Here is a 12,514-nt window from a genome sequence, read left to right as displayed (position 1 = left end):
TAAAGTTACTATTTTTTCAGTGATGCTGTTTAACTGCCTGGTTGATTGGCCGATAACTCTTTTGGGGTTAACCAAACCACATGCTGTTCCGATTTATGCGGCTGTGCTATAATGTTACCATACAACTCAGGGCGCCGGGCTTTTATATATCGGTAACCACCGGCCTGTGTAAGTTTTTCGGGTGTTAAAGTAGCGGTAACAAAATCGTCGCCGGGTGTGCGGCATTCGGCAATTACATCACCAAACGGATCGATGATCATCGAGCATCCATTTTTCAACTGATCGTCATCCATGCCAATGGGATTACTGAAAACTACATAAACGGCATTGTCATATGCGCGGGCGGGCAGCCATTTCATTAACCAGTCGCGTCCTTTCATGCCATCAAACTCTAATCGTAATGAGGTGGGATCTTTTTCGCGGTTTGTCCATAATACAGGATCAACAAAACCGGCGCCCGGCCGGGTCGAGGGGGTGCACATGGTAACGTGGGGCATGAAAATAATATCAGCACCCAGTAAGCGGGTAGCCCTTACGTTTTCGATGATGTTGTTATCGTAGCAAATGAGTATGCCGCATTTCCATCCATTCAATTCAAAAATACAGTATTCGTTTCCCGGCGTTAAATACGGATTAATGAAAGGATGCAGCTTGCGGTATTTTGCCACCAGTCCGTTTTTGTCAACGCATACATAGGGTTTAAACAGGTTATCACCGGCATCTTTTTCAAAAAGTCCGGCAAGTATGGCAATATTATATTTCCGGGCAATATCAGTTAGTTGTTTAATGCTTTCTCCATTTGGTATATGTTCTGCAAGGTCAAGCATTTGTTCTTTTGAAAGATGGCGTGTAAATGTGTAACCGGTTACAGAACATTCATGAAAGGCAATGGCATGCGCTCCTTTCGAAGCAGCATTTTTTGCCATTTGATCAATAACAGAAAGGTTATATGCTTTATCACCGCTTTTGTGTTCGAATTGCGCGGTGGCTATTTTGATATTTTGCATGGCTGGTATAAATTATTAAGCTACAATTTACCCTTTGATTCTTTATAATCAAGGTACATTTCTACCAAACTGCCAAAGTTTAATACAACGAATATTATTAATAACAATAATCCAAACGGATTCAATGCCGGTGTCCAAAGGGTTAATGGACCGATTCCAAAACTAAAGCTGGTTAATATACTTACCGTTAACGAAACAACATTTATTGTTGCAAGCAAAAAATAGATGCCTGTTGCAATAAGTCCTTTTTTCAGGGTTTTATCTATATACCAGAAATATAAAACGGGGATAAATAAAATCAGGGCGAGGTAATGAGAAATTCGCAAAGTATAACCATTTACAAGCAGTACAAACCACGAATGCACCAGCAAACAAATGATGATAACTAATGGGATGAGGAATGCAATAGTTCTTTTGGTCATAATAAGGTTGGTTTAGGATTGCCTGTAATTTATAAATTTTTCTACAGCAGTACCATTTCCGGAAACCTATTTAAAAACTAACCCTTTATAACGTAAAAAGCATCCACTTTCGTGAATGCTTTTTATAACTGATTTCTTACTTGTGTATTGTGCCTTGTTTCTTTACACTACATCTTTACCATGACAGTTCTTAAACTTTTTACCACTGCCGCACGGACAAGGATCATTGCGACCAACTTTGGGGCCTACACGAACGGGTTCCTGTTTAACAGGATTGGGATCATATTGGTCGTTTTCGTTGGCAGCATAATCTTCTCCACGGTGTTCAATCTCTTCTTTATTGGCGCGCATGCGGCTCATGTCGGTTTTTTGTTCGCGGCCTTCACGAATTTGTCCATCACCCCGTTGTTCAATCGGTATGGCGGCATGGCACAGGAAGCTGATGATATCTTTGTTTACATCGCTATCCATTTGCTTGAACTGATCGTAGGCGGTGATCTTGTAAATAACCAGCGGATCTTTTTGTTCAAGGTAAGCGGTTTGCACACTCTGTTTCAGATCGTCCATAGCGCGCAAATGCTCTTTCCACGCTTCGTCAATAACGGCCAGGGTGATCTGGCGTTCCAGGGCGCTGATCAGTTCGCGGCCGCTGGTTTCGAGTGTTTTATTCAGGGGAGCCAGTACCTGCAATCCTTTTTTGTTATCGGTAAACGGAACCACCACGTTTTCGATGTGGCTGCCCTGTTCATTGCGTATATTCTGGAAAACGGGCACCGCCTGCCGTTGCAGCTCAGATGTTTTGTGCTGATAACGGCCAATAGCTTCCTGATATAATTTTTCGGCAAGATCGGCCGGTTTGCCCTTTTCAAATTCCTCGGCTGCAATGGCGCTATCGATTCCAAAGTTTACAATAGCGGCCAGTTTAAATCCTTCGTAATCGTTTTGCTCCTGGAACGAATTTACCAGTCCTTCAGCTACGATATAAAATGCATTATCGAGGTCAAGCGCCAGCCTGTCGCCAAACAATGCGTGGCTACGTTTTTTGTAAACCACGTTACGTTGCTTGTTCATTACATCGTCGTATTCGAGCAGGCGTTTACGTATGCCAAAGTTGTTTTCTTCAACTTTCTTCTGCGCACGTTCAATACTTTTTGTGATCATGCTGTGCTGAATCACTTCGCCTTCTTTATAACCAAAACGGTCCATGATACTGGCAATACGTTCACTGCCGAATAAACGCATCAGGTCGTCTTCGAGCGATACATAGAATTGTGTAGTACCGGGGTCGCCCTGACGGCCGGAACGACCGCGTAACTGGCGGTCAACACGACGGCTTTCGTGACGTTCGGTACCAATGATGGCCAAACCACCGGCATCTTTTACACCGGGGCCGAGCTTGATGTCGGTACCACGACCGGCCATGTTGGTGGCTATCGTAATGGCGCCTGCCAATCCGGCTTCGGCTACAACCTGTGCTTCACGAGCGTGTTGTTTGGCGTTTAATACGTTGTGCGGAATTTTTTTACCCTGCAGCATCTTGCTCAGCAATTCACTTACTTCAACCGAGGTAGTACCTACCAGCACGGGCCGGCCGGCATTACGCAGGTTTTCGATTTCATCGATAACTGCTTTGTATTTTTCGCGTTTGGTTTTATACACCAGGTCTTCCTGATCTTTACGAATGGCTTGTACGTTGGTAGGAATGGTTACCACATCGAGTTTGTAAATATCCCAAAACTCAGCGGCTTCGGTTACAGCGGTACCCGTCATACCCGCCAGCTTGTGATACATACGGAAGTAGTTCTGTAAAGTAATGGTGGCATAGGTTTGAGTTGCCGCCTCGATCTTTACACTTTCCTTGGCTTCAATGGCCTGATGTAAACCATCACTGTAGCGGCGGCCATCAAGAATACGACCGGTTTGCTCATCTACAATTTTTACCTGTCCATCCATTACTACATATTCCACATCTTTATCGAACAGGGTATAGGCTTTCAGCAATTGCTGAACGGTATGAATACGATCGGCTTTTATGGTGTACTCGTTCAGAACGGCTTCTTTGCGTTGCAATTTTTCTTCGGACGTTATATCGGATTTGTCTATTTCGGCCAGGTGTATTCCGATATCGGGCAGAACGAAGAATTCAGGATCTTCACCGGCTTTGGTAATCGCCAGCAAACCTTTATCGGTTAAATCAACCGAGTTGTTTTTTTCATCTATATGGAAGAAAAGCTCTTCATCTACCACCGGCATTTGCTTTTGCTGATCGGCGAGGTAGTAGTTTTCGGCTTTTTGCAATTTTACTTTTATACCGGGTTCGCTCAGGAATTTTATCAGGGCGCTGTGTTTGGGCAAACCACGCCAGGCGCGCATCAACGACAAACCGCCGGTTTTAGGATCATCATTTCCTTCACCAAACAGTTTTTTAGCATCGTTCAGGTTTTTATTAATAACCTGCTTTTGCATTTCGAACAGATTGCGTACACGGTCGCGCAGTATATGATATTGCTGATCTTCGCCACGGGGCACCGGGCCCGAAATAATGAGCGGTGTACGGGCATCATCGATCAATACGCTATCCACTTCATCAACCATAGCGAAATGGTGTTTGCGTTGCACCATTTCTTCAGGCGTGTTTACCATGTTATCGCGCAGGTAATCGAAGCCAAATTCATTGTTGGTACCGTAAGTGATATCTGCCTTATACGCTTTTCTTCTTTCAGCACTATTGGGTTGATGTTTATCAATACAATCTACGGTAAGTCCAAGCCATTCAAAAATAGTTCCGTTCCATTCAGAGTCACGTTTGGCCAGGTAGTCGTTCACGGTTACAATATGTACGCCTTCTCCTGCCAGTGCGTTGAGGTAGGCGGGTAAGGTACTCACGAGAGTTTTACCTTCACCGGTAGCCATTTCGGATATTTTACCCTGGTGCAATACGGTACCACCAATAAGCTGTACATCGTAGTGAACCATGTTCCAGGTAATGAGGCCGCCACCTGCTGTCCAGCTGTTTTTATAAATAGATTGATTACCCTGGATGGTGATGTAATCTTTTTTTACGCTGAGGTCGCGGTCGAGATCGGTAGCGGTAGCAACTATTTCGGCATTTTCCTTAAAGCGGCGGGCTGTTTCTTTCACCAAAGCAAAGGCTTCGGGCTGAATTTGTTTCAGCACCTCTTCAATTTGCTTATCGCGCTCTTTGATCAGAGCATCTACCTGCTGGTAAAAAGCATCTTTGCCTACGATATCGCTGAAGGGCAGGGCTTCGGCCTGTTTATTCAGATCGGCAATTTCATCGTCTGTTTTTTGCAGGTGCGCTTTAATGCGTTGTTTAAATTCCTGTGTTTTATTGCGCAATTGGTCGTTGGTCAATGACTGGTAAGCAGCAAAGTTTTTATTGATCTGTTCTACAGTTGGCAGAATCAGCTTAATATCTTTCTCCGACTTGCTTGCTCCGAACATTTTTGAAAAAAAACCTAACATGATATGGCGATTAATAAATTTAAAAAAACGTAAAATAAATAGCTGGTCAAAAAGGGTGCTACACTTTGGTAGTGAGCCAATTTGACAGGGACATCAAAGGTAAGAAAAAGCAGCGGGATGATCAGAGTCAATCCTTCGATTCGGTTCAGGATCAATAGAGAATAGGCAATGGGCGGTAGGCAATTGGCAGTAGGCAGGGCAGGCAATTAATGTCGCGTTAGTTAAAGGGTAGAGGGCCTGAAAGGTGTTGCCAGGCCCCATATATTGGTAGAAAAATGGTCCGGATTGATGTTGTTCCGAAATGATGAAACCTCGTTGATTAAATTCCTGTGTTTTTAATCTTTCTGTCAGCATTATGTCCCTGACAGGACATTTCCTGAGTTTCAATGAATTGTTTTTCAATATATTAAAGGCTATTGGCGCCTTCTGCGTGCCCTCCTGGTGCCTTAATGGTGCCCCCGGCTTGCCCTTTTGGTGCCCCCTTCGTGCCCTCGTGGTGCCTTAACGGTGCCCTCCTGTTCGTATTTGCGTGCTATTGTCTTGTCCTTTTGTTGCCCTTTTTGTGCCCTAAGGGGGCACGAAAAGGGCAAGGCAATACGACCACAATACGACCACAACCCCACGAAAACCCCATGGAAGTCGGGCGAACTGCGTTCAGGATTGAACCGTCAGGATCCTTCGACCCTTCGACTACGCTCAGGGCGTTCAGGATTAAACCGCACAGCCCCTTCGACTTCGCTCAGGGGGCTCAGGGTACCAGCTGGTACATTTTTCCGGGGAGCGCCTGCACCACATTTTGCAATTCGAGATTCAGAATAGCGGCGGCCATTGAACTGTTGCTTAAACCGCTACGCAGATTTATTTCATCGATATGTACCAGCGGCTTTTCGTTTAAAATATCAACAATGGCTTTTTCATCGGCATTTAACTCAATGAATAATTCTTTTTGCTTATTGGCATTCTTTTTTGCCGGAGCGCACCAGCCCATAATTTCCGTGAGCTCCTGTGCCTCGGTTAATAAAATGGCCTTGTTGCTTTTGATAAGGTAATTGCAACCCGCGCTTTTTGCATCAGTGGTTTTTCCGGGAAACGCAAATACATCGCGGTTATACCCGTTGGCGAGGTCGGCCGTGATCATGCTGCCTCCTTTTACGCCGGTTTCAATAACAAATACTAATAGGGGGTATAAAATATAAGATTATATTTGGGTATGAAACAAGCTGCAATCATAGCCCGCGTTTCAACGCAAACGCAAAATTTTGAACGCCAAATTGCCGATCTCAAATCTTTGGCAAAATCTCTTGGTTATAACGTAGCTGATAATAATATATATGCCGAAAGAATTTCAGGTATGGCTGACAGAAATGACAGAGGCGAATTAAATAGATTAATTTCTGACATTCATGCAGGACAGAAAATAGAAATGGTATTTGCAAGTGAAGTATCACGTATAGCCCGTGACCCTGATATAGCAACTGATTATATAAAGGAATTGCTTAAACTAAAAGTTGGTACTTTAATTCAGAATATGAACAACCTGTCTTCCATGAATTCCAACGGAACAAGGAACAGCATGTTTTTTTTAATTCTTGGTATCCTTTCTGAATTTGCCAGAACTGAATTGGAATATATATCCAGCCGCATGAAAAGTGGAAAGAAAAAGAATTTTAAGGAAGGTAGAAATATGGGTGGTGGATTTATTGTATATGGATACGAAAAGGGTAATAAAGATGATGAATACAAAGCTGCCAAACTAATAATAAATAAAGAAGAAGCAAAAGTGGTTAAAACTATCTTTCGTATGACTATTGAAGGTGCTGGAATGAAAGCTATTTCAAATTATCTCAATTCTAAAGGAATTAAGACTAAAGGTGGCTTTGATTGGCAAATTGGAAGTATTGCGCAAATACTTGCAAATACAATTTATTATGGTGACAGAAGATACAATATCTATGGCAAAAATGAGGCCGGGGAACGTGTAATTGAATCAACAGAGATTTATGAAGGTATAGTTCCAGCTATTATTTCCAAAGAAGAATGGGAAGCTGCTAATAAAGCAAGCAAGGCTCGTAATGTGAATCCTGCGCGGAATGTCAAATATTTATATCTTCTTTCTGGCAAGGTTTATTGCTCCCGGTGCGGTAGTTTGTATTGTGCTAAGTTCAGACCAAAGAAGCATTCCCATTATATGTGTAGCACAAGAATGAATGGTAAAAAATGTGATAACTGTGGAATTGGTATTGGTGCCATTGAATCACTTGCATGGTCACTTGTTAAAAATGGCGATGAAATCATTAAATATTTAAAGAATAGTAATCAACAGGTAATAAGAACTGAGCAAGACATAAAGAATCTCCAACTTCAACTTGATTCTTATGAGGCTGAAATTGAGAAAAAGACTGAAGAACGACGCAAATGGTTGAGGTTATTCACCACTGAAAGGATAACTGAGGAAGAATTGAACAAGGAAGATAACAGTATTAAAAAAACATTGAATAATCTCAATGATAAGATTGCTAATACCAAACAGGCCATTGAAATCAAACAGGAATGGATAAAGAAACATAATACTTTGGATACTTATTCCAGTATGTTAAAGGATATTGGTACAGATAGGGTTAAGATTAATGAAGTATTACCGCATATCCTTGATAAGTTAATTATAACTTCTGTAACCACAGGTGAAAACTGCAATTGGTTTATTTTTACTGCTTATATGTTTGGTGATACAGAAATGCCTTTTAGGTCTGTATTATTTAATAAAAAAACCTTTGAAGTATATGATAGCCCATACGGTAAACTTAGGATTGAATACGATGAAAAAGGACTATTTAATTTTGATGTTAATAAAGTAGTTGAAGGCTTCAGACAGCCCTATATCGGTACAGCAAGAGATGGGAAAAAATCATTAATTGAACCATCCCATAAGATTCAATTAATCCCGTTTACCAGACTTAACACTTTAGACGAACTAAATCCTGTTAAATAATTTATTCATTATTAATGCAATTGCTCCTGATGCAAGACTAAAGACGATAATTATAAATAAGTTGAAATGGCTGGTTACTATCAAGAAAATCAATGTAGTCCAAAATGAGGCGCATGGAGAGCAATCGAGCGGTTTAATTCGGAAGTATCGGTACTGGGTTTGTTTGGTGTATAATCGATAAAATAAGAAATACTTCAATTGGTCTATTATTCCGCTCCATTCTGTGAAGAAGTTAATCCCAAGAGGAATTATAAATAATATTAACAGTAACATCATATTTTGTTATCCTCAATCTCTTTTATTTTTTGACTTATTTCTGTTCTCAATATTTTCTTGGTTTGGTTTAAACATTCAGAAATGTGATTACTGGTCAATTTATATTTTTCAGATACTTTCTTAATTGAAAAATTTTGCTTCATATAATCCTTAAGTATATTTTTATTATAATAAGGCAGATTATCTATTGCTATTTCCAATTGATCTAAATATTGATGTTTGGTTTCAATTGTAAAATCAAATTCATCAAGAACAGATTCAATTATATTATCATTAGAATTATTATTTTGGAATGATTTTACCTTTTTATAAAAAGGTGATGATTTTAATTTAAACATTTTATTCAAGGTGCTGGCAATATATCCATTCAATTTGCCTTTATAAAGCTCAATTAATTTATTTTCATTCATCTCACATAATGCCAAGAATAATTCCTGATACAATTCTTTTTGATAATAAGAATTACCTGTAAGATTGGCAATATAATTTTTAATATCCTTCCTCTTGGTTAATTGAAAAATAATTTGTTCTTTGGTCGGACTTGGAATAATATCGAATTTATCTAACTTAATCATCATTTACTTAGTCTACCCTCACACGATAATTCAATACTTTTGAGACGTAAGTTTGAGAACATCCCATTATTTCGGCAATACCAGCCTGTGAAATATTCTGAGCTTTTAATTCTCTCATTTTATCCAAATCCTTATCAGAAAAAAATACTTGTTTAACTTTTTTCTTACCTGCTTTACTGATATAAGTTTTTGATTTTAGTTTTGATTTAAGCAGTCCACAATTATCTTTTTTGTATTTAATTGCATCACCATGTATTGCCCATTTGAGGTTATCAAGTCTATTATTCGTTAAATCACAATCTTTATGAATGATTGACATTTTACCTGAACCTTCAAGAAGGGGTTGGAAGGTTTCTAAGACCAATCTATGAACATAAGTGTTAATCTGGTATGTTGGGGTTATACTTAACTTAGCTGTGCATCCTGCCGTTCTCTTGGGGTTCTGAAGCAAAAAATCATGTAGTATTCCACCTTTCTCAACTGTTTTTCTTAACCTTCCAAAATTGCTTATAAAGTATAAATTATTGGTATTGGCAATTGGTAACCAAACTTCACCCTCAATATAATCTACTTCTTTTGTGCGTGGTTTGTTTGGTTTGGATTGATACTTTAAGGCCAAATATTCAGCCTCAGTTAATGTGATTGTCTTTTCCTGCATAATTATTTAACTGTTATAATATAAATATGCAGTAAAATCAAAAAGATCATTTTTTAAATAAAAAAAGGTGCATAAAAATGCACCTTGCAGAATAAAAAAGAAACGGATAATCTATTTAATTACATCATTTAAATATTGTTTGGTTGGTGACACACCATTATTGTGATTTAAAATTTTAATGGTAACCACATATTCATCCTCACGGAGTTTTACCTTAAAAGCTCCCTTGGAATATATATTCCAATATTCATAGCCATCACTAATGACATAATCTTTTCTGGTATAAATTACATCTGTTCCGATATTATGTGCGGTATTTGTTGTGATTAACAAAGTTGTTTTAAAACTTGAATCAGCCAGCCATCCCAAATCAACATGTCCATTTATACGATTATCAAGTGTAACAACCATCTGTGAATTATTGCCTTCCCAAGTGGCAATGGAATAGGTTTTTGATTTAAATCCATCAGATGGAATATCCAATGATTCATTTGTCTTGGAACAAGATGCCAAGGTTATAACCGCTAATAATGTAGTAATAATCTGTTTCATTTCACAAAGCAACCAACAATTTTTGAGATTAGAAAGCACCGTTAGTACGAAGTAAATATAGCCTTATTTTTAGTGCTGCTTCTTATGATAATCACCATGTTATAACTTGAAAATATTTTCAAAAATCTTTAAAAAATATATAAGAGGGATATCCGAAATTTAATAACTAAATCTAATCTTATTTTTAGAGTATAAAATGAAAATGGGGTATAGAAACACCCCAATTCATTCATCAAAATATTCAATGATATTGGTTTAATGGTTACGGATTTGATTGAGAATATAATTTGATTCCTCTTTTAAAATCTTGAATATTGCAGTTGGTTTCTTTCCTGTTAATTCAGATAATAATTGTGATTGGTTGGTAAGATGAAGATCAATTGCCATCTGAATGAATGCACATTGTTCATACTTTTCTTCAATCTCACAATCATGAAGGTCTTGATTGGCTGCAACTATAAATTGACAAGTATTCTGGTATTGCTGCTCAAGGTATGTTTCGGTTGGTAGTACGTTATTCATATCTAAATAAATATCTCAATTCTTATAAAAAGCCAAATTATTTTGCTCTAACCGAAAGTGTGACCTTGGATGAGAATCTGCCATTATATTGGAATCTCTCAATTACCTTATATACTTCAGAAGCTGCCACAAGCTCATTAATAGCCTTCTGTTCCTTCTTGGTGTAGTTGTTCTTATAATAAATAAATGGCCCTCTTGATGTTCTTATCTCTTGAAGCAACTCAAGATGCATACTGGTTAATTCAACTTCTTTATTTTTCATATTCGAAATATTCTATCTCTTCAAATTCATTATTATCATTGGTTTCTTCCTCAGTCTCTAAATAATAGGTGTGCAGGTTTGGATTGCAACCATATAGCTCAATCATTACGCTATTTATCATATTAATTACGGTTAACACTTCCTCAGAATCACAAATTATACTGTCGTGAATTGTTAATGGAATGATACCAAGACCTTTCAATCTGTCCAAAATCACATCAAGCACTGTTTTGGATTCAAGTGTCTGAAGCTCCTTAGCAAACAGTTTGTGGTCATCCTTTTTCTTCTCCTTAATGAATTCACCAATGGTCGGAAATAATGAGGAAAAGAAGTATTTCTCCAAAGGGAAACTAGGATTCTTGCTGTAATAGATTTTAAAGAGAATGTCTTTCATGGCCTTTCTTCTCTTCTTCTGCGTCTCAACATCCAAATCATCCCATTTAACATTATCATGTTTCTCAACCATGTATTCATATAACCCGGTTGCGCTCTCGCCACTTAAAACCAAACTTCCGTATAGACCCAATTCTGCCTTACCAATTTCTGGTTCATCTTTTATCATGGTATATAAGAAGAAGGGCTGGCTGCTCTTTAAATCAATTTGAAATAGGTTATCCCGGTATTCAATAAACTTCCTCAAGAATGATGGTAATGAAGTGATGTTATGGTCTAATCTACCATTATTCTTATTCCTCTTAAAATATAGGTAACCATCATTAATCCTTTCCACTGACATTTGGTATTGTACCATCCTATGCATGATTGATAAAAATTCCTTTTTTGCAGGTGATTTCATGATGATATTATGCAATGCAGCATAATTACCTTTGTTTTCCACCAGATCACTTATTTCAAATACACCATAGTTAATGTGGTTATTGAATAGTAATACCGAAACCCCTTTGGATGTACGATTCTTAATACACTCCATAGCCTCTTTATACTTAATCTTGAGGGTTTGGAAGTATTTATGTTTGTGTGGCTCAAGTTTGTAAGCTGGTGTGTTCTGGTCATCCAGAACATTCTTTTCTCTAGTTCTGATTAACTTTGGGTTAGTTAAGGTATATCTAACCAATTTGGTTAGATGCTCAGAAGCTATTTTATATCCCTTACACTTACCAGTATCAACATCATAGAAGTCATTTCTTATGATGTAACCGTTATCAACCAAATAATTTATGTCTGTGGTGATTTTGGTTTTATCACCACCAACCAGTTTTTGGAAATATGCAGATGATAATTCGGTATATCCATACCTTTTTTGGGCTTCATTTTTGAAATAACAATTCTTGGAATAAATGGTGCCAATGATGATGTAAAGTTGCTCTTTCCTTTCGTAGTTTAATCTCTCAATGATATTGAAGATTGATGATGGTACATTTACGGTGTGCTCTACCACTGTAGACCGTCTTAATAAGTTCATTTAGTATTCTTCTATTCAATGCCCTTTCGGGTTTATTTCTGGTTCTTCCATTCTGGAGAAGAAGCAGGGGTAATTACCCCCTGCACCAGAATATGACATCACTGCCATATATTATAAATATCCAGACTTATGGAAAAAGCCAAAAAATATTGGATATGCATTAATGTAATGATCCTATTAAATAGTCAAGTGGTTTTATAAAAAAGACTGAAAATTCTGTATTAACTTATTGGAAATCAAAACGCTTATGAAGGTTTCAGGAACAATAGAGAGCTAGTAGATAATTTGTATTCATTAATATCTATCCCTCTATTGTTCCTGAAACCTTTGTATCTATTATGA

11 protein-coding genes are annotated in these 12,514 nt (G+C 38.2%); 1 reads left to right on the top strand and 10 read right to left on the bottom strand.

Features of this window, described 5'->3' with window-relative positions; all coding sequences use genetic code 11:
* Positions 1–29 precede the first annotated feature (29 nt).
* The 4 genes from AC59IL_RS14925 to AC59IL_RS14910 form a co-directional block, all read right to left on the bottom strand.
* Positions 30–1,007 (bottom strand): nitrilase family protein, encoded by a 978-nt coding sequence (locus AC59IL_RS14925; RefSeq protein WP_496552950.1) that lies wholly within the window; start codon positions 1,005–1,007, stop codon positions 30–32.
* Positions 1,008–1,027: 20 nt separating this feature from the next.
* Positions 1,028–1,429: a hypothetical protein gene (locus AC59IL_RS14920; protein ID WP_496552949.1), complete on the bottom strand. Its 402-nt coding sequence runs from the start codon at positions 1,427–1,429 to the stop codon at positions 1,028–1,030.
* Between the two features lie 162 nt (positions 1,430–1,591).
* Positions 1,592–4,915: a preprotein translocase subunit SecA gene (secA, locus tag AC59IL_RS14915; RefSeq protein ID WP_496552948.1), complete on the bottom strand. Its 3,324-nt coding sequence runs from the start codon at positions 4,913–4,915 to the stop codon at positions 1,592–1,594.
* Positions 4,916–5,663: 748 nt separating this feature from the next.
* Positions 5,664–6,080, bottom strand: a complete 417-nt coding sequence (locus AC59IL_RS14910; protein ID WP_496553090.1) for a DNA-processing protein DprA — start codon at positions 6,078–6,080, stop codon at positions 5,664–5,666.
* 45 nt (positions 6,081–6,125) lie between these two features.
* Between AC59IL_RS14910 and AC59IL_RS14905 the strand changes: the two genes are divergently transcribed.
* Entirely contained in the window at positions 6,126–7,904 is a 1,779-nt protein-coding gene (locus tag AC59IL_RS14905) for a recombinase family protein (RefSeq protein ID WP_496552947.1), read from the top strand.
* A 272-nt stretch (positions 7,905–8,176) separates the two neighbouring features.
* Here the strand turns inward: AC59IL_RS14905 and AC59IL_RS14900 are convergent, their stop codons facing one another.
* The 6 genes from AC59IL_RS14900 to AC59IL_RS14875 form a co-directional block, all read right to left on the bottom strand.
* On the bottom strand, positions 8,177–8,758 hold the full coding sequence (locus AC59IL_RS14900; RefSeq protein WP_496552946.1) for a sigma-70 RNA polymerase sigma factor region 4 domain-containing protein: 582 nt from the start codon (positions 8,756–8,758) through the stop codon (positions 8,177–8,179).
* A gap of 4 nt (positions 8,759–8,762) precedes the next feature.
* A complete protein-coding gene (locus AC59IL_RS14895) occupies positions 8,763–9,413 on the bottom strand; it encodes an HNH endonuclease (protein ID WP_496552945.1) in 651 nt (216 codons plus the stop codon).
* A gap of 111 nt (positions 9,414–9,524) precedes the next feature.
* On the bottom strand, positions 9,525–9,965 hold the full coding sequence (locus AC59IL_RS14890; RefSeq protein WP_496552944.1) for a hypothetical protein: 441 nt from the start codon (positions 9,963–9,965) through the stop codon (positions 9,525–9,527).
* 255 nt (positions 9,966–10,220) lie between these two features.
* On the bottom strand, positions 10,221–10,487 hold the full coding sequence (locus AC59IL_RS14885) for a hypothetical protein (RefSeq protein WP_496552943.1): 267 nt from the start codon (positions 10,485–10,487) through the stop codon (positions 10,221–10,223).
* A gap of 37 nt (positions 10,488–10,524) precedes the next feature.
* Entirely contained in the window at positions 10,525–10,749 is a 225-nt protein-coding gene (locus AC59IL_RS14880; RefSeq protein ID WP_496552942.1) for a hypothetical protein, read from the bottom strand.
* Positions 10,739–12,148, bottom strand: coding sequence for a hypothetical protein (locus tag AC59IL_RS14875; protein ID WP_496552941.1), 1,410 nt, complete (start codon positions 12,146–12,148; stop codon positions 10,739–10,741). The genes AC59IL_RS14880 and AC59IL_RS14875 overlap by 11 nt, the downstream gene beginning before the upstream one ends.
* Between the last annotated feature and the right edge of the window lie 366 nt (positions 12,149–12,514).

The sequence above is a fragment of the Niastella sp. sgz303648 genome (assembly GCF_059587045.1).
The sequence above is the reverse complement of the archived record's forward strand: the minus strand, read 5'-3'. Positions and strand labels throughout refer to the sequence as shown.

Bases quoted from the DNA above. Each gene is read 5' to 3' on its own strand.
- AC59IL_RS14885 (WP_496552943.1), bottom strand. From the start codon at position 10,487: ATGAATAACGTACTACCAACCGAAACATACCTTGAGCAGCAATACCAG.
- AC59IL_RS14925 (WP_496552950.1), bottom strand. From the start codon at position 1,007: ATGCAAAATATCAAAATAGCCACCGCGCAATTCGAACACAAAAGCGGT.
- secA (WP_496552948.1), bottom strand. From the start codon at position 4,915: ATGTTAGGTTTTTTTTCAAAAATGTTCGGAGCAAGCAAGTCGGAGAAA.
- AC59IL_RS14880 (WP_496552942.1), bottom strand. From the start codon at position 10,749: ATGAAAAATAAAGAAGTTGAATTAACCAGTATGCATCTTGAGTTGCTT.
- AC59IL_RS14890 (WP_496552944.1), bottom strand. From the start codon at position 9,965: ATGAAACAGATTATTACTACATTATTAGCGGTTATAACCTTGGCATCT.
- AC59IL_RS14895 (WP_496552945.1), bottom strand. From the start codon at position 9,413: ATGCAGGAAAAGACAATCACATTAACTGAGGCTGAATATTTGGCCTTA.
- AC59IL_RS14900 (WP_496552946.1), bottom strand. From the start codon at position 8,758: ATGATGATTAAGTTAGATAAATTCGATATTATTCCAAGTCCGACCAAA.
- AC59IL_RS14905 (WP_496552947.1), top strand. From the start codon at position 6,126: ATGAAACAAGCTGCAATCATAGCCCGCGTTTCAACGCAAACGCAAAAT.
- AC59IL_RS14920 (WP_496552949.1), bottom strand. From the start codon at position 1,429: ATGACCAAAAGAACTATTGCATTCCTCATCCCATTAGTTATCATCATT.